Source organism: Paraburkholderia sp. SIMBA_053, assembly GCF_046534895.1.
GTDB lineage: Bacteria > Pseudomonadota > Gammaproteobacteria > Burkholderiales > Burkholderiaceae > Paraburkholderia > Paraburkholderia caledonica.
The window spans coordinates 1,180,019-1,206,069 of the sequence record NZ_JAWRXU010000001.1 but is presented as its reverse complement, the minus strand read 5'-3'; the positions used below and the strand labels follow the sequence as shown (position 1 = coordinate 1,206,069).

Genomic DNA, 26,051 nt, shown 5'->3' with positions numbered 1-26,051 from the left:
GCGGCGAACTGACGGCCGGGCCCGGCGAAGCAGCGGAGCCGGCGGCGAGGGCGGATTGTGCAGCGGTAGAGGTAAGCATGTCTGAGCCAATGTCAGGGGTAATGCACCAATTGTCCCACCGGCTCTGTCCCCTGTTTCGCGGCAAAATGACGCGCGTTCCCGCTTATGCCGTTTGAGCGTTGTCAGAGCCGACCGGCGCATAAAACCGTCCCCCCGCGTTCCGCAGACCGCATTCGCGCCTTCTCATCTTGTCGCTCCAACAGGGGCCTTTCCCGCGCCGACGCAAACGTTTGGCGAAATTTTCACTTTCTAGCGCAACCAGCTCTCAAGGTTTCCCAGAATGTGTCGTCATATTGTCTGAAGAAAGCGGCGGCAATGAGAAGGGGCGGATTACACGCGCCCGCGTCGGCGCGCGCCGGCGGTTCAAACGTCATCGAAATGAACCGCCTTGAGGCAGGGCGCACTTTTCAGGCTTAAGCAACGGCTGTTTCGCGACAACTTTTATCGTGCGGTAGGGCAAGGAATTAGACACATGAAGATTTCGAATTTGAAAATCGGGGTTAGGCTCGGCTCCGCCTTCGCGCTGATGGTCGCGCTGCTCGTCGGCACGGCTATCGTGGGTATCGAGCATCTCGAGTCCACGAACACGAAGATGGACGAGATCGTCAGTCATCGCTACACGCTCATTGCGCTCAGCAATCAGATCAAGAGCAACGGCTACAAGGCGAACGGCATTCTCAGCAATCTGCTGCTGACTACCTCGCCGGACAAGGCCAAGCAGTATATGGACGACTATGCGGCCATCCGCAAAGCCAATGCGCAAGCCTACGGGCAGCTCGAAAAGTTTCTGACGAGCGATGACACGAAGGCGTTGTTCAAGCAGCAGTTCGACGCGCGCTCGGCCTACGGGGTGAGCGTGAAAGCTTTCTTCGATCTGGTGAGCAAGAACCAGCAGCAGGAAGCGCGCGACGTCTATCAGGGCGACATGGCGCGGCTTCAGGACGCGTACTACCTGCTTGTCGACAAAATGGTCGACGTGCAGGCGGAGCGGATGGCGCACGACGTGGCCGATGCGGTTTCCGAAGCGCATCGCGCGAAAATCCAGATGATCCTGCTCGCACTGGTCGCGACGCTGATCGCAATCGCAACGGGCATCTTCATCACGCGCACCATCACGCGGCCGATCAACCGCGCGGTCAGCCTCGCGGAAGCGGTCGCGGCGGGCGACCTCACGCATCACCTGCATGTCGATACGACCGACGAAGTGGGGCGCTTGTTGACCGCGCTTGAACGCATGACCCGCAATTTGCACGGCATCGTCGCGCAAGTGCGTCAGGGCACGGACACGATCAGCCAGGCGACGCGCGAAGTGGCGAGCGGCAACATGGACCTGTCGAGCCGCACCGAGCATCAGGCGAGTTCGCTCGAAGAAACCGCGGCTGCCATGGAGCAACTTACGTCGACGGTCAAGCAGAACGCCGACAACGCCCGTGAAGCGAACCAGCTTGCGTCGAGCGCTTCGGACGTCGCAGTGAAGGGCGGCAACGCGGTGAATCAGGTCGTGAGCACGATGAGCGCGATCAACGAATCGTCGCGCAGGATCGTCGAGATCATCGGCGTGATCGACGGCATTGCATTCCAGACGAACATTCTTGCGCTCAACGCTGCGGTCGAAGCAGCGCGTGCAGGCGAGCACGGCCGCGGTTTCGCGGTGGTCGCGAGCGAAGTGCGCGGACTTGCGCAACGCAGCGCCGTCGCGGCGAAGGAAATCAAGGAACTGATCGCGGACTCGGTGAATCAGGTGGGTACCGGCGGCAAGATGGTCGAGGACGCGGGGCAGATCATCAGCGAAGTCGTCAAGAGCATTCGCCACGTGACCGAGATCGTGGCGGAGATCAGTTCCTCCAGCAAGGAACAAAGCGAAGGCATCGAGCAGATCAACCATGCGGTCACGCAAATGGACAAGGTGACGCAGGAAAATGCCGCGCTCGTCGAGCAAAGCGCCGCTGCCGCGCAAGCCTTGCAGGACCAGGCGCAACAGCTCACCGATACGGTCAGCACGTTCAAGCTGAACGGCGACACGGCGAAGCAATGGCGCGCCGCGAACGAACTGCACGCGCCTCGCACAAACGGCACGAGCGAAGCAGGCGCGTCAGGCGCGTGGCTCAACGCGCGCATGTCTCCGCAGTAGAAGTCGAGGCGGACAACGGACGGAGACACGAGCCGGTCGCACGGACCGGCTTGATAACAAATAGAAGACCGAGCGCTCTGCAAGCCTGCATCCGCAACGCGTTCCTTTCCGTTTCGCTGTCTGCCGAAGATCGCGGCCAACTGTCATGTTGCCGTGGAGGGCTTGCGCCCTGAGCATCGCAATGCGGACAGCGAAATCCGACTAACGGTTTCTTCCGCACGCTATCAAAACATGTCACACGTCTCTTCCGAATCGATTGTTCTTTCACGCTCGCCGGCCAGCGCGGTTATCGAACCGGCAGGCGACCTGTCGCCGGTAGCGCGGACGTTGCAGGTCCGGCGCTTCATCGACGCGTTCCGTCAACACGGTCATCGTCAGGCGTCGCTCGATCCGCTGCGCCTCACGCCCTTGCCCGACGTGCCCGAGCTCGACCCAGTGTTTCATGGACTGGACCCGGCGCAGCCGATTGGCGCAGAAAACCCGCTGCTGCCGCCGTCGGCGGCGGTGCATGAACTGGAGCGCCAACTGAGGCGCGTCTATTGCGGCGCGATCGGCCTCGATCTGACCGGCATTCGCGATCCGCAGCGTCGTGCGCGTTTATCCGCAATGCTCAAGTCGGAACAGCTTGCGCCGTTGCCAGGCCGCGAACAGCGTCGCGCTCTGTTGCGCCGCCTGATCTCCGCCGAAATGTGGGAGCGTCATGTGGCGGCGGTTTTCGAGCATGCGAAGCGCTTCTCACTCGAAGGTTGCGAAAGTCTCGTGCCGCTTCTCGAAGCAATTGTCGATCAGGCTGCCGCTCAAGGCGTTCAGCAGGTATTCGCGGGCATGCCGCATCGGGGGCGCCTCAATGTGCTCGTCAACGTGATGGGCTTCGATCCGGCGAAGCTCGTCGATTGCCTCGATCCGAATTCCGCTGTCGCGGCCACGCAGCGCGATCTGCCTTATCACCTCGGCGGCAGCACCGTCAGACAGACGCCCCATGGCGACACTGCGATTTTCCTTGCGCACAATCCGTCGCATCTGCAAAGCGTGTATCCGGTTGTGAGCGGAATGGCGCGTGCATACCAGGACGAACATCGCGGCTTTGGATGCCTGCCGGTGGTCGTGCATGGCGACGCGGCGTTCGCGGGCCAGGGCATCGTGATGGAAACGTTGAACATGACGCGTAAGGACGGTTACGCGTTGGGCGGCACGGTCCACGTCATCGTGAACAATCAGATCGGCTTCACTACGCCGAACCGGATGGACACCGAAGGCCATTCCTATTGCACGGACGTCGCGCGAATGATCGACGCGCCCGTGATCCGCGTGAACGCAGACCGTCCCGACGAGGTCCTGCGCGCCGCGAAGCTCGCATTGCAGTACCGGATGGAGTATGAAGCCGACGTCGTCATCGATCTGATCGGATATCGGCGCCTCGGTCATTCGGAACACGATATTCCTGCTCTGACGCAACCGTCGCAGCAGGCGGCAATCTCGGCGCATCAGACCGTCACCGAGCTTTATCACGCGGCCATCGGTGAGGAGACACCACTCGAGATGTTGCGCGCCGATGCATTGAAGGACCTTCTGACGCCGCCCACGCAAACGTTGTCGCAGCAACGCGCCGACCGGACGAGCGGTGCCGGACCCGCGCACCCCGCGAAACCGGCCAGGCGCACGAAGCGCACGCGGCCGTTGTCGCTCGCCCGCTTGCAGTCGCTGACTGCAGCGTTGACTCGCACGCCGCCGGGGTTGCGTCTACATGACTTCGTGCGCGACATCACGGCGAAGTGGCAGCGGAGCGTGGAAGCGGAAACCGCGACGGTCGACTGGTGTTTCGCGGAAAACCTCGCGTATGCAAGTCTGCTCGACGACGGGCACAGTGTGCGCATCTCCGGCATGGACGTGGGCCGCGGCACCTTCATGCATCGGCATGCGGTGTGGCACTCGCAAGGCGCAATTTCGGGCGCGGCTTCCGGCGCAACTGAGCCTTATGTGCCGCTGCAAAATCTGGGCGTGCATCAGGGCGAGTTCGACATCATCAATTCACCGCTGACCGAGGAGGCCGTGCTGGGTTTCGAGTACGGCTACAGCGTTCAGTCCACGTCGCACCTTGCTATCTGGGAAGCGCAGTTCGGCGACTTCGTGAACGGCGCGCAAGTGATCATCGATCAATATATCGCCGCGGGCGAGTACAAGTGGGATCAACCGTCCGGTCTGACGATGCTGCTGCCGCATGGTCATGAAGGCGTCGGTCCCGAGCATTCCAGTGCGTATCTCAGCCGCTTCCTGCAACTGTGCGCAGGCGGAAACATGAAGGTCGTGATGCCGTCGACGTCGTCGCAGTGGTTCCATATGCTGCGAGAACAGGCGCTGAGCGTCGAGCCGAAGCCGCTTGTCGTGATGTCGCCGAAGGGGCAGCTTCATGCCAATGCGCATTCGCATGCGCCGCTCGGCGAATTGATCGACGGTGCGTTTGCTCCGGTGCTGCAGGACAGTGGTGCTGCGTTGCCTGCAGACGTGACGCGCGTCGTACTGTGCAGCGGCAAGTTCTTCTACGACCTGCAGGCGGCGCGCGATGCTTCTCGCGAGACGCAGACTGCGCTCGTCCGGATAGAACAGCTGTACCCGTTTCCGACGAGCGAGCTTGCGCTTGCACTCGCCGCTTACCCGAATCTTGCGGAGGTGGTGTGGGCCCAGGAAGAGGAAAAGAAGCATGGCGCATGGCACTTCGTGCGCGATGACATAGAGGGAGCGGTTCCGGCGAACTGCCGCGTGTTCGACGTGTGCCGGCGCGAGAGTCCGTCGGGCGCGGATTCGTCGATACGCGCGCATCGCGTAGAACAGCAGCGCCTGGTGGCAGCCGCATTGGCGCGCGCCTGAAGTTGCGCCGTCAAGCAGTTTGCCCACCGGGTTGCAATTGAGTTGCTATTGTTAACAGCAACAGGCGAGGTGCTCGCGCGCGGCAATCAGTATGCTGCGACGCGACCGCTTCGCCATTTCCCGCTTCGCATGCATGTTGCGGCGCGTAAGCCGATTGGCGCGAATTGAGGAGCGCGTTGGCATGCGCGTTGCGACGCAGGTTGTCGAAGCGATAGGACAATTGCACATGGCAACCGTACTGCTGGTAGATGACGACGCCGAGGCGTTGGACGCATGGAGCGCGATTTGCTCCGCCGAGGGCTACGAAGTAAAAACTGCGCTGGACGGTAAGTCGGCGCTAGCTCAGTTCATGGCTTCGCCCGTCGATGTCGTGGTTGCCGACTGGCGCATGCCGACCATGTCGGGCAGTGAACTATGTCACCGCTTGCGCACACTGCCCGGGCTGGCCGACGTCGCTTTCATACTCGTTTCGGGAGAGCCGAGTCCTCCCGCCTTCGTCAGCTTCGACGGGTTTCTACGCAAGCCGGTGGACGGGCCCGCGTTGCTGGCCACGATGCGGCGCCTTCTCGACGACCACGTCACCCATCGCGCATTGCAGCGAGGCGGACCGACGTAGGATCGATCGTGCACGCGGCGCGGCTTGCCTCACTTACTTGCCACTTACTCTCTGGCGTGACGCTCGCGGCATCAGTCTGGCGTTTGCGCATCGCCGGACGATTTACTCGCCGCGGACGGGATCAGCAGCACCGGCAAGCGAGCCTGGCGCACACAACGCTCCGCGACGCTGCCGAGAATCAGGCGCTGAAATCCGCGCCGACCGTGCGTGCCCATGACGAGCAAGTCGGCGTTGAAGTCGGCGGCGGCTTTCAGCACGGCCGTGGAAACGTCGTCGAGCGACGGCGCTTCGGTCACGACGATCTCTCCCTTCACACCTTGCGCGTCCATTTCGCGTGCGAGCTCCACGCCGAGTTCCTTACCTTGTTCGATGAGACTATTGCGAAGCACTGAAGGGTCATAGCCCGGCGCTTCGAAATACATTGGCGTATTTTCGACGACGTACAAGGGCTGCAAAACAGCGCCGTTGGTTCGGGCGAGCGCGAGCGCTGCTTCGAAAGCACGGCGAGAAGTCTGGCTGCCGTCTACCGCCACAAGAATGCGTGTGTACATTTCCGCTCCAGGTCAGGTTGCGAGCTTTAATGATCGTTCAGAAACGCCGCTTCAGCCAGGATGTAAATCAACCGGTTCACAAATTTTGACGTTGCTCTCGCTAGACGGCCGCCGTTTCAAGACGCGTGGGCGCTCTTTTGCCCGATGCAGCGACCCCGAAGCGCGGCGATTGCCGCCGCGGTTTGCCTTACAATCGGGATCTACTCTGACAAGCTGCTGCGCCCGGCCGATGAATGAGCGAAAAACGACGGGCTTGCCCGACAAGATCTACGGCGACATCCTGAATCGCATTCTTGAAGGTGAATACAAGGAAGGCCAGCGGCTGCCTACCGAGCATGCGCTCGCCGAACGCTTCTCGACCTCGCGACCCACGGTGCGCGAGGCATTGGCGCGGCTGCGGGCTGACGGCATCATCGTGACGCGTCATGGCTCGGGTACGACAGTCGCGCGGCGACCCGACCCGGACGTGCGGCGTTTCGCGCCGCTCGAGACGCTGTCCGACATCCGCCGCTGCTACGAGTTTCGCATTGTCACGGAGACCGGCGCGGCCGAGCACGCGGCGCTCAAAGCGGACGCCGACGACATTGCGGCGATCGAGCACGCATGGGATCAACTCGAACGGATCATCGAGACGCGCGGCATTGGCGCGTCGGACGACTTCCTGTTTCATCTCGCGGTGGCGCGCGCGTCGAAGAACCCGTTTTTCATCACGGTCATGTCGTTCATCGAAGAACAGATAGTTTTCAGCATGAATTTGTCACGCAACCTGTCGCTCGTAAAAACGGTGGAGCGGCAGCGTCTCGTGCAGGCGGAACACCGGGCGGTGCTCGACGCGATCCGCCGCAAGGACCCGCAGGCAGCGGGGCAGGCAATGCGAGCGCACCTGGAAAACGCGCTCGAACGGATGTTTGGTTCGTGAGGCAAGCGTCGCGTGGCCCGCTGCGCGCCGTCTAACCGGCCGTTGCCAACACGGCGAAGCGCGGCCGGCGGCGAGCAGCGGACCAGCGAGGTGTAGCTAAGCGGCTGCGGCGATCGGCCCGAACAACGCCGTGCGGGTCTTCGGACTCACGGCGATATCCAGCGCCACCGCGCGTTCCACACCGATCTGCAGCGGTGAGCCGAGACGGCTTATCTCGATTCCGGTCTTGCGCAACAGCCGCTCGATGGGGGTGGTGGTCACCGTCACATAGCGCGTGATGCCCATGCGGTCGGCGAAAGTGACGAGCTCATGAATTGCCTGCATCGTCACGTCGGCGAAGCCGAACGACTTTTCCTCGCCGCTCGTGTCGATCGCGAAGCGGCTCAATTCCCAGATATGCCGCCCGACCGGCGCCGCAGCGCCATGCAGCAACTGAGGAAAGGTGTCCTTCAGCATGTTCGGTCCCTCGGTCGGCATCAGACGCCAACAGCCACGCACGCGCCGGTCGTCGGCCTGGATCAGCATGTAATGCGGTCCCAGCGCATCGTAGCCGTCGATTTCCATGCCCGCTATGGTCGGAATATCCCATCCGAGCCGTCCGTGAAACACCCGTGCCCGCAGGCGATACATCTCGTTGATGTCTTCGTTGTCGAACTCTTGACGCATTCCAATCCGGATCGCTGTTTGCATGACGTTCTCCTGAACGTGTTGGGGAAACCAATACGCAGGAAAACTTATGCATTCTGAATCGTTCCGCTACCTATCTACCTGGATAGGTGTGCATGCTTATCGGATATCGGAGAATTTGAGACAGGAAACAGCACTCAACCGACGGGACACAAAAATGGAACATCTCGACAATCACTGGCAACCGCAAACCGGTCTACAAACGCGCTCGGCGGAGCCGTCCACAGCGGTAGATCGGGTGTTGATCATTGCGTACCGCAAAAAGAAGAAAGAAAGCCAGCGCCGCTTCTGGGCTCGCTTCGGCGTCACGCAGTCGCGCGGCAGCCGCTTTGAGTCCGGTGCGGAAATCCCGGCGCCTGTCTCGATTCTGCTGGGCCTGTACTTCACGAAAACCGTTTCCGACGCCGACCTCGGCCGGGCTGAGCGGGTGCTTCACAGCCGCGACGCGGCGGCGTTGCTCAACCCGGGTCAATAAGCCCCAGTTGTGTCGCAATCACGGCTGCTGCGCGCCGCGAATTCACGCCGAGTTTGGTCCTGATGTTCTTCATGTGGAAGTTCACCACGGCTTCCGAACAGTTCAGGATATGGGAAATTTCCCACGTGGATTTGCCGCGCGCGGTCCATTGAAGGCACTCGCGTTCGCGCGGCGTCAGCTTGGGCAACAAACTTTGCGTGTGCGCATGCAAATGGCGCTGACTGGTATCGATCACCAGGTCGCGCAATAGCACGAGATTTGGCAATACCACGTCGATATGACGCCAGAAGGTATCCGTCGGATTGGCGTCGTTCACGAAGCACATCATGCCGGCCTCCTGATTCGGGCCGTGAATCGGCAGTGTCACGCCCGCGCGCAATCCGTGGGCGCGCGCTTCTTCGTACATGGACTGCTGCGGCGCGGTCGTGAAGATTTCCGGCGACCACACTAGCGGCGACGAGCGTGTCGCGCAATGTGCGACCGTTGGGTCTATATGAACCAGGCCTTGCTCATCGTAGGTGCGGCGCCACGCCGGCGCATAGGTGCTGCGAATGTAAGCGTCTTCAAGCCGAATGGTCGGGCGCGGAAGCATTGCGATCAGAAGCCGGTCGAATCCCCAGCTCTCCGCAAGACCGGTCACCGCGCTGAACCATTCCGCTTCGTCGGCGGCCTCCAGTAGCGGTGCCATCTGCTCGATAAAATGTAGCGCCAATTTCCACTCTCTCAGACTCGCAAATAGCCTGTATGGTTATTTGCGCAGGTTTTTATGTGCGACTGCTTTAGTGCGGACAATTTATCACTAAAAAATGTTTTGCAACCTGGAGCCGTCCGCTCTATACGCGGCCTTTAACTCACGTTTAACGGAACGCGAATAAACCTGCCTGCGCATTCGCCCTTCGTCGATTTGCGTGTATCGCGAATTTCGCTGCAATCCCCAAGCAGCAGGGTGTTGAGCTTCTGCCGGTCCATTCCTCTCATATCGCATTTCGCGAATGCCAAATAAACGGGCAAAACCGCTCCATTCGCCATGCCACGTCTTTGCTTGGCCCGGCCGCTTCTGCTGCGTGAATCACCGTTTCGCACTATGCAGTTCATTCCTTCTATTGTCATACGAAAGCGTGGTGAAGCGTCTTAACATTTTGCCGCACGCGACGATCGTGGAATCGTTGCGGACCAAGTTGTTTGACAACTTTTCGAAGCAGATGCTACCGTAGACGCTACGACTTTTCGGGTGTCCGCCTTATGAACGAATCTCCGTTTGACGACCGCGAATTCTCAGCCTCGGTCATGGCCGTGCCGCCGCTGGCACGCCGCGCAGACCTTGCGCTCGACGCCGACCAGAATGCCACGCTGATCCGCCATATCGAGGCAGGCGGCGTGCGCACACTGCTCTATGGCGGCAACGCGAACATCTATCACACAGCCGTGAGCGAATATCGCGATCTGCTCGACCTGCTGGCCGATGCGGCGAGCGCCGACACGCGCGTGATCCCCGCCATGGGGCCGGACTACGGAAAGATGCTCGACCAGGCGCGCATCCTCGCGCAGACCCGCTATCGCACGGCAATGGTGCTGCCGCTCGCCGGCTTTACGACGTCAGAGGGCGTCGAAGCAGGCCTGACGCGGATTGTCGACGCGGCAGGCATCCCGCTCACGCTGTACATCAAAAGCGAAGACTATGTGGAGGTGGAGACGCTCGCGCGCCTCGTCGAGCGGGGCACGCTGCTCGCCGTGAAGTATGCGATCGTGCGCCAGAATCCCGCCGACGATCCCTACCTGCGCCGCCTGCTGCAACATGTGCCGGCGGCCAAGATCGTGTCGGGCATGGGCGAGCGGCCTGCGCTCGTGCATGTGCGCGAGTTCGGCCTCGCGGCATGGACAACCGGCTCGGGCTGTATCGCGCCTCACATGGTGACGGCCCTGCTGCACGCAGTGAAAACCGGCGACAACGACGCCGCACAACGTCTCTACGACGCATTCCTGCCGCTCGAAACCTTGCGCGACGACATCTCGCTGATCCGCGTGCTGCACGACGCGGTGACGTTCTCGAAGATCGCCGACATGGGGCCGATCTTGCCGCTGCTCAGTTCGACGCCGCCCGAACATCATGCGAAGATCGCCGGCGCGGCGCATGCGTTGCTCGCGCTCGAAAGAGAGCACGCGCGCGTCCGGACCCATTGATCCAATCAGACAGAGGCAGCATGACCGACCACAGCCGACGCTATCCCGATCCTTCCGTACGCGTGCTCGATCCGCGCTTCAAGTCGCTGACCCTTGCGTCAGCGTCCGTCGAGTGTCTGTATCAAGGCGCGCGCTGGTCGGAAGGGCCGGTCTGGTTCGGCGACGGCCGCTATCTGCTCTGGAGCGATATCCCCAACGACCGCATCTTGCGTTGGGACGAGGCGAGCGGCGCGGTCAGCACGTTCCGTCAGTCGTCGAACAATGCCAACGGCCATACGCGCGACCGGCAAGGCCGCCTCGTGAGTTGCGAACATCTGACGCGCCGTGTCACCCGCACCGAATACGACGGCTCGATTACCGTGCTCGCCGATCGCTATCGCGGCAAGCGTTTCAATTCGCCGAACGACGTCGTCGTCAAATCCGACGGTTCGATCTGGTTCAGCGATCCGACGTTCGGGATAGACGGCTTCTACGAAGGCGAGCGGCAGGAGTCGGAGCTGCCTGCCTGCGTGTACCGCATCGACGGTCAGACGGGCGAGGTGAGCGTAGTCGCCGACGACATTCTCGGACCGAATGGCCTTGCGTTTTCGCTGGACGAGTCCGTGCTCTATATTGTCGAATCGCGAGGCGAGCCGCGCAAGATTCGCGCTTTCGACGTCGATTTAGACGGAAGCGGTGCGGCGCTGTCGAACAACCGAGTGTTGATCGACGCGGGCCCCGGCACGCCGGATGGCTTTCGCGTCGACGTCCACGGGAATTTATGGTGCGGTTGGGGCATGGGCACAGACGAACTCGACGGCGTGCGCGTCTTTACACCGCAAGGCGAGCCGATCGGCCATATTGCGCTGCCGGAGCGCTGTGCGAACGTGTGCTTCGGCGGACGTCATCGCAACCGCCTATTCATGGCGGCGAGCCACGGCCTGTACTCGCTCTATGTGAACACGCAAGGTGTACGCGGCGGCTGATCGCGTGCTTCTCCTACGGGCGGTCCGTTATAGTTGCCTGACAAGCCCTTCTACGCAGTCGCGCGGCTCGGGGTTTGCCCTCCTATACAAGCGCGCCAAATCATTGAGACCAAAGGCCTTCGGGCGAAAATGCGCGGAATGTCGGGGAAAACGCGAGCAATAGTATTTGCTTGACATCGGATGTGGCGCTTCGCTATGTTGCAGTGGTTGAACAAGACGCCCGGCGCAGTCGTCCGGCGGACTTCATACCAAGAAGCGAGGAGACGCAATGACTGTTCCGCACAGGTTGTCGCTCAGGCTGGTGTCGGTATGTCTCGCGGCGAGCGCCGCGTTCGGGTCGGCCGCCCACGCGGCTGATGCAGTCACACTCAATATCGTCGACGTCGCCGGCGATCTCCAACTTACGCGCGCCGGGTTCGAGGCGTTCAAAGCGAAGTACCCGAACCTCGTCGCGAATATCACCTACACCAACGCGCCCGCCCCGCAATTGCCCGGCAAGATCAAGGCTATGCAGGGCGCGGGCCGCTCGGACATAGATCTGGTATTGACGGGCACCGACGCCCTCGCAGCCGGCATCGAGCAGAACCTGTGGACCAAGCTGCTGCCCGACAACGCGGCGCAATTCCCCGGCGTGCTCGACAAATACGCGCCCGGCCCGCGCAAGATGCAGGATTTGGCGCAGGGCTATGGTCTTGAGGTCGCGTATATGCCGGCCGGGCCGCTACTCGAATACAACCCCGCCAAGGTCAGCGATCCGCCGAAAACGCCCGAGCAACTGCTGCAATGGTGCAAGGCTCATCCGGACAAGCTGATCTACGCGCGGCCCGCGAACTCGGGACCCGGCCGCACGTTTCTGATGGGCTTGCCCTATGTGCTGGGCGACAAGAATCCGCAAGACCCCATCAACGGCTGGGATAAGACCTGGGCGTTCCTCAAGCAGCTGAACGAATGCATTCCTTACTATCCGGGCGGCACGTCCGCGGTGATGAAAGAGCTGGGTGAAGGCACGCGCGACATGACCGTGACGGTAACGGGCTGGGACATCAATCCGCGCGCGCTCGGCATCGTGCCCGCCGATTTCCGCGTGCAGGCGTTCGACAACATGACATGGGTGAACGACGCGCACTACATGGTCGTCCCCAAAGGCGTACCGAAAGAAAAGCTGGACGTGCTCTACAAGCTGATGAACTTCATGCTCGAGCCTGCGCAGCAAGCCATGACTTACGACGACGGTTACTTCTATCCGGGGCCGGCGATCAAGGGCGTCACTGTTGAGCAGGCACCCGCGCATAGCCAGGAAGTCCTGAAGAAGTACGGGCGGCCCGAGTACGCGAAGCTGCTGGCGGAACGCCCGCACGTGTTGCCGCTCAATGCGGCTGCAATGGTGGCTGCCTTCAGGAAATGGGACACGGAAGTCGGCGCTCAAAAGACCAAATAACCGGGACCGGATAGCCGCGCCCACTCGTGCGAGTGCGATTCGCGCGTGACGCGTCACGCGCATCAGGGAACCGCCATGAAGCATCACTTCGAACAGTTGCGGCTCGACTCGGTGAGCCGCAGTTTCACGAATGCGGAAGGCCAGTCGATCGCCGCGCTCCAGGGGCTCGATCTGAACATCCGGCGCGGCGAATTCATTGCGTTGCTCGGGCCTTCGGGCTGCGGCAAGTCGACGGCGCTGAACTGCATCGCGGGTTTGCAGCCGCTGAGCGGCGGCGGCATCTGGCTCGACGACAAGCGTATCGATGTATTGCCGCCGGAAAAACGCGGCTTCGGCATGGTGTTTCAGAACTACGCGCTGTTTCCGCACATGAGCGTACTCGACAACGTCGGCTTCGGACTGAAGATGCGCGGCGTTGGCAAAAGCGAAATCATGCGGCGCGCGCGCGAGGCATTGCAACTCGTGCAACTGGTCGGCCACGAGCGCAAGCTGCCCGGGCAACTGTCGGGCGGTCAGCAACAGCGCGTGGCAATTGCGCGGGCGATCGTCATCGAGCCGCCGCTGATCCTGATGGACGAGCCGCTGTCGAATCTCGACACCAAGTTGCGCATCGAGATGCGCGCCGAAATCCGCCGCATTCATAGCCAACTCGAACGCGCGACGCTGTACGTCACGCACGATCAGGACGAAGCGCTTTCGATGGCCGACCGCATCGTCGTGATGAGAGAAGGCGTCGTGCAGCAGGTCGCCACGCCGAAAGAGGTCTATACGCGCCCGCAGAATCTGCATGTCGCGCGTTTCATGGGCTATCGCAACGTCGCTGAGTTCACGCTCGAAGGCATGCAAGGCGAAGGCGTCGCGGTGAGCGCGAACGGTGTCCGTCTGATCGGCACGCCGATGGCGGGTTTCAACGGCAAGCGTGTAAGCGTGGCGCTGCGCCCGGAGGACATGGAGCGCACGGCGCCCGGAACCGAAAATGCGTTCGACGCGTTGGTGACCGTCGTCGAATACGGCGGCAACAGTTCGCTGCTGCGCGTGAAGACCGCGTTCGGCGATCTGTGGGCACGCGTCGCGGGCGAGTTCGTCGAAGGACAACATATCAGCTTGCGTGTGCCGCCTTCGCGCACGCTTGTTTATGACGGCGAGGCGGCATGAGCACGCCCATGCCGTCGGCGCCTGTCGCGCCCGCCGCGCAGCGCGATAGCAAGGCGTGGCTGGTCACGCCGGCGTTGCTCGTCATCGTCGCGTTGTTTATCTATCCGTTTGCATACGGTCTCGCGCTGTCGTTCCGGCCGATGAACGGCGGCAGTGCATGGGCCAACTATCTGACGTTCTTCACCGACACGTCGATGTGGCCCACCATCATCGTCACGCTGAAGCTGGCCGTGCCGGCCACGCTGATCAACGTCGGCGTGTCGGTGCCCGTCGCATTCGCGTTGCGCCGGCATTCGCGGTATCAAAAGTTCGTGACCACGTTACTGGTGATTCCTGTCACGCTCGGCACGGTGCTGATCGCCGACGGCATGCTCACTTACTTCGGACCCAACGGCTGGTTTCCGCAGGCGCTGCACGGCATGCATCTCTATTCGAGCGAAGTGCGGCTCACGCATAACTTCTGGGGCGTGCTGATCTCGCTGATCGTGTCCGGATTTCCATTCGCGTTTCTGTTGACGCTGTCGTACGTGACCGGCATCGACCCGACGCTCGCGAGCGCCGCCGCGACGCTCGGCGCGAGTCCGTGGGAGCAGTTTCGTCGCATCTATTTGCCGCTGCTGGTTCCTGGTTTGACGATGGCCGCCTGCCTCTCGTTCGTGCAGGCGTTTTCGGTGTTTCCATCGGCAGTGCTGCTTGGCGCGCCCGCCGGGCCGACTCGCGTGATGTCGATTGCGGCAGCGGAGGCCGCGTTCGAAAGTTATGACTATTCGCTCGCGTCCGCGATTGCGATGGTGATGGGTTTCGTGCAATTACTGGTAGTGGCCGCGATGCTAGGGGCGCGCCGCTTCTTTTACAGCGGCCCTGCAACCGGAGGCAAAGGCTGATGACGACCGAGCGTGGCGGCGCGCCGGCTTCATGGTCCGCGTCCGAATCGAAACAGCAGGGCGACGACGCACGCGAGCCGAGGCGCGTAAAGCAGCAGCGTGCAAGCGTGCCAGGCCGCGTATGGCGCGTGATCGTGTGGGGCGCGATGGTGTTTTTCCTTGCCAACGTCGTGCTGCTGATCGCGACCGTGGCGGTCAATTCGATCGCGACCCGCTGGTTCGGCACGTTGCTTCCGCAGGGCTTCACGCTGCATTGGTATGCGCAGGCGTGGAGCGATTTCCAGCTGGCGAGCGTGCTGTGGGTGACGGTCGAGGTAGTCGGCGCGGTCGTGCTGCTGTCGGTGCTGCTCGGCGTGCCGGCAGCGTATGCGCTCGCGCGCGTGCAGTTTCGCGGCAAGCGCATTGCAATGCTGATTTTCCTCTTGCCGTTGATGGTGCCGCCGGTCACTTACGGCATTCCGATGGCGACCGCGATGTACAAGATCGGTCTGGCCGGCACGCTGAGCGGCGTGATACTTGCGAATCTCGTGCCCGCACTGCCGTTCGTGATTCTCGTGATGACGCCGTTCATCGAACAGATCGATCCGAACCTCGAAGCGGCCGCGCGGATTTTCGGCGCGAACACGTTCCGCTATTTCCGCTACGTGCTGCTGCCCCTGCTCGTGCCCGGCATGCTGGCGGCGGCGCTTCTGGTGCTGGTGCGCACCATCGGTATGTTCGAACTCACGTTCTTCACGGCGGGGCCCGGGACGCAAACGCTCGTGGTCGCCCTGTACTACGCGGTGTTCTCAACCGGCGTGCGCGCGCCGCAATCTATCGACGCCATGGCGATGATCTACATGGCGATCACGCTGGTCTGGGTGTTGATCGCGCTGCAGTTCGTGAGCCCCACCCAGATTGTCTCGCGCGTGAAGGAACAGAAGCATTGAGCGGCGCAACGCGTATCGCAAGCTGGGCGCTCAGTAGCCGACGCGATACACACGGCCCGTCTGCGCGCCTTCCACGCTGCGTAGGTACGCTTGTGCGGCGCGTTGCGCGGTGACCGGTTCGAAGCCGCGAAAGTACGGCGCATACGCGCCCATCGATTCGGTCAGCACTGTCGGACTTACGACGTTGATGCGGATACCGCGCGGCAGTTCGATCGCCGCGCCGCGCACGAACCCTTCGAGCGCGAGATTGACGGTCGTCGCATTCGCGCCCTCGCGAATCGGCTCGTCCCCCACGATGCCGCTCGTCAGCGTGAATGAGCCGCCGTCGTTCACGTAGTTCTGCGCCGCCAGCACGACATTGATCTGTCCCATGAGCTTGTCGCGCAGCCCGACCCAAAACTGTTCGATGCTCATTTGCTGGAGCGGGCCGAAATGCAGTTTGCCCGTTGTGGTGACGACGCCATCCACCTTGCCGAGTTCTCGGAAGAGCCGCTCGACGCTCGCCGGATCGGTGCTGTCCACCTGATACTGGCCGCGCGTCGCGCCTACTTCGATAACTTCATGGCGAGCCTTCAGCTCCGCAGTGACAGCCTGGCCCAGCGTGCCCGTGGCGCCAATCACGACGATCTTTTTCATCTACCGCTCCGTTGAGTTTGATGTGCCACGATTGTGCGCCGCGCCGGGTCGTACAAAAAGCCGCGACGGGGAGGAGGTCTTCGAACCGTCGGTTTCTAATCCACGCAAGGCGATAAAAAACGCGCATCGTTATTTAAACAATGCGCGCGTTGATATCCGCCGACAAATCGGCCTCTTCGCCCAGATTCAAACGCGAGTGCAAATCGGCAGATTATTTCACCCGCTGTATTTCGATCACCCGTGTAGGTCGCAAATGATTAAGGGCGTAATGGATACGGCCGCGTTCATGGCGGTTTTCGCCTGGGCGCGAATAGTCGAACAGATCATCGGTCGAATGAAGCGCCTGCGGCTCGAACATGCCTTTGTCGATCACCGTATAGCCCGGCTCGAGCGCGAGCAGCAGATGATTGCCGCCCACGCGGCTGTCGAACCCGGCCATGCCGTCGTGCGCTTCCGGCACGCTGTTGACGAGCGTCGCGTTGCTGGTCGTGATTTCGTCGACTGCTATCGGGCTCTGGCCCGCAATGCGCGCGGCTTCGTGATTCTTGCCGTCGGTGTCGACCGTGCTGTCGTGTGTCCGGTCATTGTGTGATTCGGCGGTACGCGGGCCGTTCGGGACAGTTGGCTTGCCGGCGTCTGCTGCCTTGTCGAAATGGGTGTTCATATGCATTCTCCTTTCAAGAAGTTGGGTTCAGAACTGCAAGGTCCGTTCCCTCACCAAGGCGATTGCGTGCGCGCGTCTTTCGTTTTTTTTAATGAACGCGCATTTTCTACAGAGTATGATCATACTCCGGCGAGCGGGGCGTGTTCTGCAACAGCGCTTAATCGGGTTCTCGCGAGATTCACATCGCTGTTTATCAACACCGGTGCAACGAGCGCGGGCTTACTCAAAACATTCTACGGGGCCGTCAGGGCGGGTGACACATGCACTTCGATGCTGCATTCACACATCGCGGCTATTTGTTAAATTGCGCACCGGCGCGCGCCGGCGACGGCACTTGGCAACCTTACGTCGTCATCTCGCGGTCGAGCGACGGTGAACTCGTCGCCAACCGTTTTTTCCCGACGGACCTGTGCTTTCGCGACGAGGCCGCCGCAATTGCTCATGCGCGCGACTGGGCGGTGCGCTGGATCGACGCGAGCAGTCTGACCATCTAAGCGCACCTTCGCCTTTGCCTTGCGCGCAACGCTGCGCGAGCCGCGTCAAAACGCGGTAATCTCTCGGGACACTCACTCGATACCGTGCTCCTCGCACGGCGCTGTCCCTCATGCCTAACGCGCCTACCCACAACTGGGGCCTTGAACAGATCGTCGCGGATCTGCGTGCGTCACGCGAAGAGTTGCATCGTACGCGGCATCCGCTCGGCATTCGCGAACTGCCGTCGCGCGAAGCGGTGGTCAACATCGTCGCGGGCCTGCGCGCGGCGCTATTTCCCACGCACTACGGCGCGCCGGATCTGACTGACGAAACCGTCGACTACTACGTCGGACACACGCTCGAAAGCACGCTGCGTTTGCTCGCGGAGCAGATCCGCCGCGCGCTGCGGTTTCTGCCGGAACACGCGCAAACGCCCGACACGGAACTGCGCGAGCGTGCCTTCGAGGTTGCGCGCCAGTTCGGCACGCAGTTGCCTGGCATTCGCGCGCTGCTCGTCAGCGACATTCAGGCGGCGTTCACGGGCGACCCGGCCGCGCAGCACATCACCGAAATCCTGCTCTGCTATCCCGGCGTATGGGCGATGACGCATCACCGCCTTGCACATGCGCTGCATCGTCTCGGCGTGCCGTTGCTCGCGCGCTTCATCAACGAGATCGCGCACTCGGCGACCGGCATCGACATTCACCCTGGCGCGACGATCGGTCCGAGCTTTTTCATCGACCACGGCACGGGCGTCGTGATCGGTGAAACGGCGATCATCGGTGAGCATGTGCGCGTTTATCAGGCGGTGACATTGGGCGCGAAGAGCTTTGCGGCGGATATCGACGGCGCGCTGATCAAGGGCAATGCGCGGCATCCAATCGTCGAAGACGACGTGGTGATCTACGCCGGCGCGACGATCCTCGGACGGGTAACAATTGGTCGCGGCTCGGTGATCGGCGGCAATGTGTGGCTCACGCATAGCGTCCCGCCGGGCAGCAGCGTGTCGCAAGGCAAGGTCCGCGAAGGGGAGCGGGGCGAAGAAGGGCGGCGTTGATGCGCGGGCGCGACGCGTCGCGTGGCCGCGTCCACATGCCTCGTTGCGCGATTGCAGGCGTTGAGGCGACGGTGGCGCAAACCGCGCATGCGTTTCCGCGTCATTCGCACGACCGCTTTGGGATCGGTGTGATTGTCAGTGGCGGGCATAAATCGGCGAGCGGTCGCGGCCCCGTCGAAGCGCGCGCCAACGACGCGATCATGGTGAACCCCGGCGAAGTGCATGACGGCAGTCCGCTCGATGAACGCGGCCGCGCGTGGCGCATGCTCTATTTCGAGCCTTCAATACTGGTGAGCGCGGCGGCGGAATTGAGCGGCACGGCGGCGCGCGAGATCGAACTCACGCAGCCCGTGGTGCACGACCCGCTGCTGAAACATCTTTTCGAACGATTATTCGCGGTGGCAGTAGAGGCGCCTGGCGCACCCGATGCGTTGGCGCGGGAACAGGCGTTGCTCGAACTGCTTGCGCATCTGCTTGACGCCCACGCAACCACGCAGGCGAGCAGTGAAACGCATGTTTTAGCGTTGCATCGCGCGGGGCCGATTGCACGCGCGAAAGCGCGCATCGACGACGATCCGTCAGCGCCGCTCACACTCGCCGATCTCGCCGGCGAAACCGGCATGAGCCGCTTCCAGTTGCTGCGAGCGTTTGCGCATGAAATCGGCTTGCCGCCGCACGCATACCGGATGCAGCGGCGCGTGGTGCTGGCGCGGCAATGGATAGCGCGCGGTGTGTCGCTCGCCGACGCGGCTGCCGCTGCGGGCTTTGCCGATCAGAGTCACATGACGCGCGCTTTTGTGCGCCTGCTCTGCGTCACGCCCGCGAACTACGCTGCGGCGATGCGTTGACGCGGACTCCACGCTGCGACCATACGAACGCGGGATTCACAAGCGCAGGTGCTGCCAGAGGTCTAGTCCGTGCATGCCGGGCAGTCCGACATGACGGCCGACAAACCAGGCCGCCGCCCACGAAGCCGCGACTACGATCAGGTCGCAATGTCCGCTATTCCATAGATTCAGCGAATGCCGTCCGGCGATCCACGGTACGCCGAGCGGGTTGGGCCAGTCGGCGAGCAGATGCATCAGGCCGCCGCATGCGAAGCCGAACGCGGGCGCCGCATAAATTGAATGCCCGAGCCCACGGTACGAAACGGCGAGTAGCGCGATCCAGCCAATGCCCCAATGCGTCAACGTGCGATGCGCGATCCACAGCCGGCGTGCGCGCGACCACCACGCGACTTCGAGCCAGTCCGGCGCGGTGCTTCCCGCTACGCCCGCGATAAAGCTCATCAGTACGCCGATATAAAACGCGCCGTCGTGACCGCCGCCGATGCGCGCCACAACCGCCGCGGCAATGACGCCCGCCGCGAAACCGGTTGCGTGATGTGCTTTGCTGGATGCCATCGGAATTCACGACGCAGCGCGTCGCGTGAAGAAGAGGGGCGGCTATGGTCGCAGATAGACGCGCAGAAAAATAGCCGGGACGTCGATAGAAACGTGTCGCGACATCGCGTGTCACGCATTAAACAACGGCGCATTCAACGCGGACCACGCGCGCCGGCTGCAATACTCAGGTCGCACAACGTGCGATATTGAAGCGCATTTCCGGTTCCGGCGGATCGTCGGGCGCGTTGGCCGGATGCATGACCTTGATCACGGAGCCCGCGTTCGACGGCGTCAACGTGACGAAATATGAATTGTTCGAGTCTGAGCCGACCGCGATCTCGGTCGCGCTGCCCACGCGCGACAGACGAACTCTCGACAAGCGGCTTTCCAGGCAACTGGCAATGTACGCGGGAGCACGTTGCGACGACACGTAGATCATGGGCTGCGACGCGTCGCGTGCGGAAGGCCCGTTAGAGGAACCGCAAGCCGCGAGAGTGGCGATCGCCACGGCGGCGGGAGCAAGCAGAAAAATTCGTTTCATGGTGAGGTCGTCGGCGTCCCCGAACTTTTTTGCGGGAACCTTGTGCGGGCGAAGCATAGCGCGGTCAATGCACCGAGTCATACAGCAATCAATGCAATGCGATGCTTCGCGACAAAGCCGCCTTTCACTTGCATTGAGCGCTCGCTGAAACCTCGCTGAAACCACACGCAGCGAACACCCCGATCGCGAAGAGAAATGCGGACGCCCGAGTATACCGAGCAGGCGCTCCCGCCGTCACTTTCGTTACAAGCTGAAACGTCGCGCCCACAAAAAAAACCCGCGACGTGATCGTGTCACGGGCGGGTCGGGAAGCAGCGCGAAACGGTAGGCTCGCGCTGCAAGCACTGCGTGGAGAGTTAGAAGCGGTGACGCAGGCCGACAGCGGCGGCAACCTGGTTACCCGTCGACGACGGCGCGAGCGTATTGATCGCCGCTACGTTCGAACCAAAGTTGCCGAGTTCGCCCGATGCATGCTGATACACGCCTTCAACGTAGACGTCGGTACGCTTGCTCAGCGAGTAGTCGCCTTGCAGCGAGACCGTATGCCACTTCGGATCGCCCGAGCCGTTGGAGCCCGACACTTTGCCGTCCGTGAACGTGTACGAAGCCGCGAGGCTCATTGCCGGCGTCAGCGCGTAGCGGCCGTTCACTTCGTAGTTGTCCATGTGCAGGTTGGTACCGGCGATGCCTGGCAGCGTTGCACCGCCGACGTCGATGCCGGTGATGCCGTCCAGTTGCGTATGCGTGTACACGAAGCCCGCGGTTGCCGGACCATATGTGTAGTTGATGCCCGCACCATACGTGCGCTGCAGGTTTGCCGCGATCTGCGCGGTGCCGTCGTCTTGCGAGACCGCGCCGCCCAGATTCGAGCTGCCGGACTTGTTCAGTTGCAAATATGCCGCCGCGACGCTCAACGGACCATCGTCATACGAAGCGCCCGCGCTCCATGCGCGATTGTTCGAGAACTGGCCGGCCGAATTGCTGAACCCGTACAGGCCGCCGAATTTCAGGCCCGCATAGTTCGCGCTCGTGTATTTGACCGCGTTCTTGATCGAGAACGAGTTGTCCAGGTTGTCGTTGTCGAACGGGTGGGCCGCGAGATTGTTGCCGTAGCCTGCGCCCGCTTCCGACAGCGGCGCGAGATAGTCGACCACCGAGTCGTATTGACGGCCAAGCGTGAGCGTGCCGTACTGGTCGCTCTTCAAGCCGACGAATGCCTGGCGGTTAAAGAGCGTGTTGCCTTCCGAGAACTGGCCGTTGTTCAGATTGAAGCCGCTCTCCAACGTGAAGATGGCGTGCAGACCGCCGCCCAGGTCTTCGCTGCCGCGCAAGCCGAAGTAGGTGTTCGACACCGAACCGCTACCTTGCTGCCAGTTGCTGTGGCCGCCCTGGTTGTTCGAATACACGAGGCCGGCGTCGAGTGTGCCGTACAACGTGACGCTGCTTTGTGCGTGTGCGTTGAGCGCGAATGCGCCCATGAGACCTGCTGCGATGAGGGTTCTTTTCATTTCATGACTCCAGGGACAATGCATCGAGAATCGCATTCGGGGTGGGGCCGTGGATCGCGCTGATTGCGTCGGCCACGTGCCGATCCGCTGCGAAGTGTATTCCCGCTATTCGCTTATCCAATTGCACAAATAGCGCAACACTCATTTCCAGAATCCGTAATGAACATATGCGAATGACGTAAGTGCGCAAAAATAAAGGAAAATAACAATGAACGTGATTATGGCTCCGCATTCAAGCTTATTGCATTGTTGCTGGCGCGCGACGGCTTTCAAAGTGTATTACTGCCAGAACTCTTGCTGAAGCTGCTGGCGTGAGGCCGAATTGCCGGCATTTCACGCAATAAAGTCTTCTTTGTCTGAAGCTCTATTCGACTCGTTGCAGGTTCTGATATCTGCATTGCCTTCCCATTACCTTCCATTAAAGGCCAACGTTTTATCGATTTTTATACGCGGCAAGACGCAAAATTTTTTCTATTTTTATAATGGGCTTATTAGTTCCGTTCAAATGGCGAAATGCAGTATTTCGACCGGCGAAACAACTGCCATGACTTGTCCGTTCGTCAGAGCGTGGCGGTCGGCGCGCCGGAGGCGGGTAGAATTGCATGCTCGATATGTGTTTCTAGTCCAGCGATAGTGAGTGAACCTGTAATGACCGACCCGACCCTTCCCTCGTCCGACCAAGCTGCTGATCCCACGACGGAAGGCGCGTCCGAACCCGATACCACACAGATCGAAGGTGAGCCCGAAACGCTGCACGAAGCGCGTCTTTGGCGCGACGACGGCTGGACCGCTCGCGTCATCAAGAATGAAGACGACGAAGGCTGGGCCGTCGAAATGATCAAGGACGGCGAAGCCGAGCCCGCGCTTGTCGGTCCATGGACAATGGGTCGCAACAAGAAAGACCCAAAGCCGCTCGACACGGGGGCGTTCAACACGCTCGTGAAAACCGCGTCTGAAGTGCTGCGCCGTCATGAGCAGCAACTGCGCGCGCAACTTCACAAGGAAGTACGCGTGTCGAGCGCGGACGGCAACAACGAACTCGACATCACGCTCGACATCGTGCCGGATGAAGACGAACCCTACGCGCTGCTGACAGCGCTCGACACATTCGGCGAGCAACTCGCGCAAGTGCAGGTCGCGCCTAACTTCAAGCTCAGCAAGGCGAGCGCTTCTGCGTGGGTCGAGAATGACTTCCGGCGTCCCGGCTAACACCAGTTGTTAACGTCGGTTGTTGTCGCGGCGAACATTACCAACGGCTGTCAATATACTTTCACATTCGCTTCATAGAATCCTCGCGTCATAGCGGCGCGAGCGCGAACCATGCGGTCTGAATCCGGGTCGTGCCGGCTGTGAGTTATCCACGCCACCCACAACCAGGATTACGACAACATGGCTGAGCCGTTCGACCCTTCCCGCCGCAAGGCCCTGAAACTATTCTCCGGCGTGCCGATGTTGCCGATGTTCCCGTTGGGCGGTCTCGCCACGGCTTCCATGCTGAGCGGGTGCGGCGGCAGCGACGACCTCGCTACGCCGGCCAAGCCGGTCGCCAATTTCGTGTCGGCGGCTTTCAGCGCAATGGCGGCGCCGACGCTGGCCGACCCCGCCGCAATGGCGAAAACCACGGTGGGCTCTTCGCTGACCGTACAGTTGAGCGACGGCAGCAGCCGCACGTTCAAGCTCTCATACCAGCCGTTCTTCGTTACCGGCGACATGGTGCCGAACATCAAGGGCGGGACGATTCTTGCCGGCGGCTACGTGGACATCAACAATCAGCCGATTATCGACAAATCGGTTGTGGGCAAGGAGCGTCAGTTCTACTCCGATTGCCCGGACGGCAGTTCGCTGATCCGTCTCGACAATCCGGCCGTGAAGGGCATCAAAGGCAACGCCGTGTTCGCAGTCGTGCAGTTCGAGTACGCGACGCGCGACCAGAGCCTCGTGTCGATGTACGGTCAGTTGCCGTCGCCGATCGCCGTGCTGACGCTCGACCAGGACCCAGCCACCGGCAAGCTCACGCTCGTCGGCTATCACAACGTCGATACGTCGAAGGTGCATGGCTTGTGGATCACCTGCGGCGCAAGCCTGTCGCCATGGAACACGCATTTGTCGAGCGAAGAGTACGAGCCGGACGCTGCGACTATCTCCTCCAATAGCCAGTTCAAGGGCTTCAGCCGCAACCTGTTCGGCAGCGAGACGACGGCGAATCCGTATCACTATGGCCATTTGCCCGAGGTCACCGTCAACCCGGACGGCACCGGCACGATCAAAAAGCACTATTGCCTTGGCCGCATTTCGCACGAACTGGTTCAGGTGATGCCGGACAAGCGCACCGTGCTGATGGGCGACGACGCCACCAACGGCGGGCTCTTCATGTTCGTTGCCGACCGCGAGGCCGACCTGTCGGCGGGCACGCTCTATGTCGCGAAGTGGACGCAGGTGTCGTCAAGCGGTGCGGGCGCGGCAACGCTTTCGTGGATCAACCTGGGCCATGCAACCAGCGACGAAATCGAGTCGCTCGCAAACACGCTGACCGCGGCCGACATCATGGACGTCAAGACCGCCGATCCGCTTGACACGTCGTACACGAAGATCAATTTCAACGGCACGTTCAACTGGATCCGCGTGAAGCCGGGCATGACCAAAGCCGCGACGTTCCTCGAGACGCATCGTTACGCGGCGCTCGTCGGCGGCAGCATGGGCTTCACGAAACTCGAAGGCACGACCGTCAATATCAAGGACAAGGTGCTGTATTCGGCGATGTCGCGTGTCGAAAAATCGATGGTGCGGGGCAATGCCGCGTCGACGGATGTGGCAGTCGACAAAGCCATCAGCGCGGGCGCGGTCTACGCGCTCAATATGAAAGGCGGCCAGACCGACCGCAGCGGCGGCGCGATCAATAGCAACTGGGTGCCGGTCGATATGGCGGCGCCCGCTGCGCTCGTCGGCGAAGACCTGTCAGCCGCCGACGCGCTCGGCAACACGGCGAACGCCGACCGTATCGCGAACCCGGACAACCTCAAGTTTTCGGAAAAGTTGCGAACCCTCTTCATCGGCGAAGACAGCAGCATGCACGTGAACAACTTCCTGTGGGCGTACAACGTCGACACGAAGACGCTCTCGCGCGTGCTGTCGTGTCCGGCAGGCGCGGAGTCGACGGGTCTGCACGCCGTCGACGAGATCAACGGCTGGACCTACGTGATGAGCAACTTCCAGCACGTGGGCGATTGGGAAAGCCCGTTGCACGACAAGGTCAAGGGCACGCTCGATCCGCTCGTGCGGGCCAACTATAAAGACCGCTTCGGCGCGACGGTCGGCTATCTGACGGCCGATCCGACGTCGATCAAGTTGTAATTTCGCGGGAGGCGGCGCGGATAGTGAAACGCCGCCTCAACTCCGCTTGCAGAAGATCGCCGTGATGAGCGGCGCTACGCGGTGCACGATTGCCGTGCCGCCGGTCGCCGTCACGGCGGCCCGTACCTTCGATTCGCTCCCGAACACGACCACGCCGTACGCCGAGCGTGCAACCGGCTCGCCTTCTCCAACGCGGAACATGGGATCGTCCTTCTCATACCCGACCACCGCGAAAATGTGAAATCCGAACGCGGTCAGGTCCGCCCCTTGCGCGGGAGAAAATGCGTTAATCGAGTTGCTTTCGACGCGGGTCGGCTTCGGGTCGATCAATTGATTGCCGGCAAGATCGGCGATGAATTGATGACCGCTTTCATTGCAGGCAAGCGGCGCGTCCAGCGCGGTCGCGCGAGCGGCTATCGGCATCGCGAGGGCGGCGGCAACGAGTGCGGCTATACAGAAGACGCGCGAAGCGGCAGATGGAAAAAAGCGTTTCATAGGCGAAAGGCGGCGAATTCGAGTACTGCGATGTGGTGCGCTGTAGTGCGTGCACAACGGGTCGCACGGATAAAAACAAATCCC

Annotated in this window: 25 protein-coding genes; 16 read left to right on the top strand and 9 right to left on the bottom strand. The window is 61.6% G+C overall.

All coding sequences use genetic code 11. From position 1 onward, the window contains the following. Positions 1-532 precede the first annotated feature (532 nt). The 3 genes from SB753_RS05480 to SB753_RS05470 all read left to right on the top strand — a co-directional run bounded on the left by SB753_RS05480 (position 533) and on the right by SB753_RS05470 (position 5,672). Positions 533-2,191 (top strand): methyl-accepting chemotaxis protein, encoded by a 1,659-nt coding sequence (locus tag SB753_RS05480; protein ID WP_408490285.1) that lies wholly within the window; start codon positions 533-535, stop codon positions 2,189-2,191. 231 nt (positions 2,192-2,422) lie between these two features. Then, positions 2,423-5,056, top strand: a complete 2,634-nt coding sequence (locus SB753_RS05475; RefSeq protein WP_410799356.1) for a 2-oxoglutarate dehydrogenase E1 component — start codon at positions 2,423-2,425, stop codon at positions 5,054-5,056. A 226-nt stretch (positions 5,057-5,282) separates the two neighbouring features. Next, the gene (locus SB753_RS05470) at positions 5,283-5,672 is read left to right on the top strand and encodes a two-component system response regulator (RefSeq protein ID WP_027776302.1); all 390 of its coding nucleotides are present in this window, start codon (positions 5,283-5,285) and stop codon (positions 5,670-5,672) included. Between the two features lie 71 nt (positions 5,673-5,743). On the opposite strand, the gene SB753_RS05465 is transcribed toward SB753_RS05470, so the two are convergent. Continuing rightward, complete coding sequence (locus tag SB753_RS05465; protein WP_204521896.1) at positions 5,744-6,223, bottom strand: universal stress protein; 480 nt, start codon at positions 6,221-6,223, stop codon at positions 5,744-5,746. Positions 6,224-6,452: 229 nt separating this feature from the next. Here SB753_RS05465 and SB753_RS05460 point away from each other — a divergent pair, with 229 nt between their 5' ends. Further along, entirely contained in the window at positions 6,453-7,142 is a 690-nt protein-coding gene (locus tag SB753_RS05460) for a FadR/GntR family transcriptional regulator (RefSeq protein ID WP_131318327.1), read from the top strand. Between the two features lie 96 nt (positions 7,143-7,238). Here the strand turns inward: SB753_RS05460 and SB753_RS05455 are convergent, their stop codons facing one another. Further along, complete coding sequence (locus SB753_RS05455; RefSeq protein ID WP_110403842.1) at positions 7,239-7,832, bottom strand: acyl-homoserine-lactone synthase; 594 nt, start codon at positions 7,830-7,832, stop codon at positions 7,239-7,241. A 154-nt stretch (positions 7,833-7,986) separates the two neighbouring features. Between SB753_RS05455 and SB753_RS05450 the strand changes: the two genes are divergently transcribed. Beyond that, positions 7,987-8,304, top strand: coding sequence for a hypothetical protein (locus SB753_RS05450; protein WP_020066662.1), 318 nt, complete (start codon positions 7,987-7,989; stop codon positions 8,302-8,304). On the opposite strand, the gene SB753_RS05445 is transcribed toward SB753_RS05450, so the two are convergent. Then, the gene (locus SB753_RS05445; protein WP_020066661.1) at positions 8,288-8,992 is read right to left on the bottom strand and encodes a helix-turn-helix transcriptional regulator; all 705 of its coding nucleotides are present in this window, start codon (positions 8,990-8,992) and stop codon (positions 8,288-8,290) included. The two genes, SB753_RS05450 and SB753_RS05445, sit on opposite strands and share 17 nt — an antisense overlap. A gap of 554 nt (positions 8,993-9,546) precedes the next feature. Here SB753_RS05445 and SB753_RS05440 point away from each other — a divergent pair. From SB753_RS05440 to SB753_RS05415, 6 genes are all read left to right on the top strand, one after another. Next, on the top strand, positions 9,547-10,485 hold the full coding sequence (locus SB753_RS05440) for a dihydrodipicolinate synthase family protein (protein ID WP_410799353.1): 939 nt from the start codon (positions 9,547-9,549) through the stop codon (positions 10,483-10,485). A gap of 20 nt (positions 10,486-10,505) precedes the next feature. Continuing rightward, the gene (locus SB753_RS05435) at positions 10,506-11,450 is read left to right on the top strand and encodes an SMP-30/gluconolactonase/LRE family protein (RefSeq protein WP_410799352.1); all 945 of its coding nucleotides are present in this window, start codon (positions 10,506-10,508) and stop codon (positions 11,448-11,450) included. 268 nt (positions 11,451-11,718) lie between these two features. Beyond that, on the top strand, positions 11,719-12,888 hold the full coding sequence (locus tag SB753_RS05430; protein WP_410799350.1) for an ABC transporter substrate-binding protein: 1,170 nt from the start codon (positions 11,719-11,721) through the stop codon (positions 12,886-12,888). Between the two features lie 75 nt (positions 12,889-12,963). Then, positions 12,964-14,043 (top strand): ABC transporter ATP-binding protein, encoded by a 1,080-nt coding sequence (locus tag SB753_RS05425; RefSeq protein ID WP_027776294.1) that lies wholly within the window; start codon positions 12,964-12,966, stop codon positions 14,041-14,043. Next, the gene (locus SB753_RS05420; protein ID WP_020066656.1) at positions 14,040-14,927 is read left to right on the top strand and encodes an ABC transporter permease; all 888 of its coding nucleotides are present in this window, start codon (positions 14,040-14,042) and stop codon (positions 14,925-14,927) included. The genes SB753_RS05425 and SB753_RS05420 overlap by 4 nt, the downstream gene beginning before the upstream one ends. After that, complete coding sequence (locus SB753_RS05415) at positions 14,927-15,856, top strand: ABC transporter permease (protein WP_410799348.1); 930 nt, start codon at positions 14,927-14,929, stop codon at positions 15,854-15,856. The genes SB753_RS05420 and SB753_RS05415 overlap by 1 nt, the downstream gene beginning before the upstream one ends. Before the next feature lie 30 nt (positions 15,857-15,886). Here SB753_RS05415 and SB753_RS05410 read toward each other — a convergent pair whose 3' ends face one another. Beyond that, the gene (locus tag SB753_RS05410) at positions 15,887-16,492 is read right to left on the bottom strand and encodes a short chain dehydrogenase (protein ID WP_310066274.1); all 606 of its coding nucleotides are present in this window, start codon (positions 16,490-16,492) and stop codon (positions 15,887-15,889) included. Between the two features lie 211 nt (positions 16,493-16,703). Continuing rightward, complete coding sequence (locus SB753_RS05405; RefSeq protein WP_087751049.1) at positions 16,704-17,156, bottom strand: DUF3005 domain-containing protein; 453 nt, start codon at positions 17,154-17,156, stop codon at positions 16,704-16,706. A 260-nt stretch (positions 17,157-17,416) separates the two neighbouring features. On the opposite strand from SB753_RS05405, the gene SB753_RS05400 reads away from it, so the two are divergent. The 3 genes from SB753_RS05400 to SB753_RS05390 all read left to right on the top strand — a co-directional run bounded on the left by SB753_RS05400 (position 17,417) and on the right by SB753_RS05390 (position 19,535). Beyond that, positions 17,417-17,650, top strand: a complete 234-nt coding sequence (locus tag SB753_RS05400) for a hypothetical protein (RefSeq protein WP_020066652.1) — start codon at positions 17,417-17,419, stop codon at positions 17,648-17,650. 110 nt (positions 17,651-17,760) lie between these two features. Next, the gene (gene epsC, locus SB753_RS05395; RefSeq protein ID WP_020066651.1) at positions 17,761-18,687 is read left to right on the top strand and encodes a serine O-acetyltransferase EpsC; all 927 of its coding nucleotides are present in this window, start codon (positions 17,761-17,763) and stop codon (positions 18,685-18,687) included. Then, a complete protein-coding gene (locus SB753_RS05390; RefSeq protein WP_410799345.1) occupies positions 18,687-19,535 on the top strand; it encodes an AraC family ligand binding domain-containing protein in 849 nt (282 codons plus the stop codon). Before epsC ends, SB753_RS05390 begins: the two co-directional genes overlap by 1 nt. Before the next feature lie 36 nt (positions 19,536-19,571). Here SB753_RS05390 and SB753_RS05385 read toward each other — a convergent pair whose 3' ends face one another. The 3 genes from SB753_RS05385 to SB753_RS05375 all read right to left on the bottom strand — a co-directional run bounded on the left by SB753_RS05385 (position 19,572) and on the right by SB753_RS05375 (position 22,121). Beyond that, entirely contained in the window at positions 19,572-20,090 is a 519-nt protein-coding gene (locus SB753_RS05385; protein WP_020066649.1) for a metal-dependent hydrolase, read from the bottom strand. A gap of 166 nt (positions 20,091-20,256) precedes the next feature. Next, positions 20,257-20,613, bottom strand: a complete 357-nt coding sequence (locus SB753_RS05380; RefSeq protein ID WP_027776285.1) for a hypothetical protein — start codon at positions 20,611-20,613, stop codon at positions 20,257-20,259. Between the two features lie 356 nt (positions 20,614-20,969). After that, positions 20,970-22,121, bottom strand: a complete 1,152-nt coding sequence (locus SB753_RS05375; protein WP_410799343.1) for a porin — start codon at positions 22,119-22,121, stop codon at positions 20,970-20,972. A gap of 648 nt (positions 22,122-22,769) precedes the next feature. Here SB753_RS05375 and SB753_RS05370 point away from each other — a divergent pair. Then, positions 22,770-23,330, top strand: a complete 561-nt coding sequence (locus SB753_RS05370) for a hypothetical protein (protein WP_088174183.1) — start codon at positions 22,770-22,772, stop codon at positions 23,328-23,330. Positions 23,331-23,510: 180 nt separating this feature from the next. After that, positions 23,511-25,472, top strand: a complete 1,962-nt coding sequence (locus SB753_RS05365) for a PhoX family protein (protein ID WP_408198514.1) — start codon at positions 23,511-23,513, stop codon at positions 25,470-25,472. Positions 25,473-25,508: 36 nt separating this feature from the next. Here SB753_RS05365 and SB753_RS05360 read toward each other — a convergent pair whose 3' ends face one another. Beyond that, positions 25,509-25,967, bottom strand: coding sequence for a hypothetical protein (locus tag SB753_RS05360; protein WP_410799341.1), 459 nt, complete (start codon positions 25,965-25,967; stop codon positions 25,509-25,511). Positions 25,968-26,051 lie beyond the last annotated feature (84 nt).

Coding starts and splice junctions, on each gene's coding strand:
- SB753_RS05410 (WP_310066274.1), bottom strand. CDS start 16,492: ATGAAAAAGATCGTCGTGATTGGCGCCACGGGCACGCTGGGCCAGGCT.
- SB753_RS05420 (WP_020066656.1), top strand. CDS start 14,040: ATGAGCACGCCCATGCCGTCGGCGCCTGTCGCGCCCGCCGCGCAGCGC.
- SB753_RS05450 (WP_020066662.1), top strand. CDS start 7,987: ATGGAACATCTCGACAATCACTGGCAACCGCAAACCGGTCTACAAACG.
- SB753_RS05385 (WP_020066649.1), bottom strand. CDS start 20,090: ATGGCATCCAGCAAAGCACATCACGCAACCGGTTTCGCGGCGGGCGTC.
- SB753_RS05470 (WP_027776302.1), top strand. CDS start 5,283: ATGGCAACCGTACTGCTGGTAGATGACGACGCCGAGGCGTTGGACGCA.
- SB753_RS05360 (WP_410799341.1), bottom strand. CDS start 25,967: ATGAAACGCTTTTTTCCATCTGCCGCTTCGCGCGTCTTCTGTATAGCC.
- SB753_RS05465 (WP_204521896.1), bottom strand. CDS start 6,223: ATGTACACACGCATTCTTGTGGCGGTAGACGGCAGCCAGACTTCTCGC.
- SB753_RS05415 (WP_410799348.1), top strand. CDS start 14,927: ATGACGACCGAGCGTGGCGGCGCGCCGGCTTCATGGTCCGCGTCCGAA.
- SB753_RS05380 (WP_027776285.1), bottom strand. CDS start 20,613: ATGAAACGAATTTTTCTGCTTGCTCCCGCCGCCGTGGCGATCGCCACT.
- SB753_RS05460 (WP_131318327.1), top strand. CDS start 6,453: ATGAATGAGCGAAAAACGACGGGCTTGCCCGACAAGATCTACGGCGAC.
- SB753_RS05370 (WP_088174183.1), top strand. CDS start 22,770: ATGACCGACCCGACCCTTCCCTCGTCCGACCAAGCTGCTGATCCCACG.
- SB753_RS05440 (WP_410799353.1), top strand. CDS start 9,547: ATGAACGAATCTCCGTTTGACGACCGCGAATTCTCAGCCTCGGTCATG.
- SB753_RS05390 (WP_410799345.1), top strand. CDS start 18,687: ATGCGCGGGCGCGACGCGTCGCGTGGCCGCGTCCACATGCCTCGTTGC.
- SB753_RS05365 (WP_408198514.1), top strand. CDS start 23,511: ATGGCTGAGCCGTTCGACCCTTCCCGCCGCAAGGCCCTGAAACTATTC.
- epsC (WP_020066651.1), top strand. CDS start 17,761: ATGCCTAACGCGCCTACCCACAACTGGGGCCTTGAACAGATCGTCGCG.
- SB753_RS05400 (WP_020066652.1), top strand. CDS start 17,417: ATGCACTTCGATGCTGCATTCACACATCGCGGCTATTTGTTAAATTGC.
- SB753_RS05425 (WP_027776294.1), top strand. CDS start 12,964: ATGAAGCATCACTTCGAACAGTTGCGGCTCGACTCGGTGAGCCGCAGT.
- SB753_RS05430 (WP_410799350.1), top strand. CDS start 11,719: ATGACTGTTCCGCACAGGTTGTCGCTCAGGCTGGTGTCGGTATGTCTC.
- SB753_RS05405 (WP_087751049.1), bottom strand. CDS start 17,156: ATGAACACCCATTTCGACAAGGCAGCAGACGCCGGCAAGCCAACTGTC.
- SB753_RS05455 (WP_110403842.1), bottom strand. CDS start 7,832: ATGCAAACAGCGATCCGGATTGGAATGCGTCAAGAGTTCGACAACGAA.
- SB753_RS05475 (WP_410799356.1), top strand. CDS start 2,423: ATGTCACACGTCTCTTCCGAATCGATTGTTCTTTCACGCTCGCCGGCC.
- SB753_RS05480 (WP_408490285.1), top strand. CDS start 533: ATGAAGATTTCGAATTTGAAAATCGGGGTTAGGCTCGGCTCCGCCTTC.
- SB753_RS05435 (WP_410799352.1), top strand. CDS start 10,506: ATGACCGACCACAGCCGACGCTATCCCGATCCTTCCGTACGCGTGCTC.
- SB753_RS05445 (WP_020066661.1), bottom strand. CDS start 8,992: ATGGCACCGCTACTGGAGGCCGCCGACGAAGCGGAATGGTTCAGCGCG.
- SB753_RS05375 (WP_410799343.1), bottom strand. CDS start 22,121: ATGAAAAGAACCCTCATCGCAGCAGGTCTCATGGGCGCATTCGCGCTC.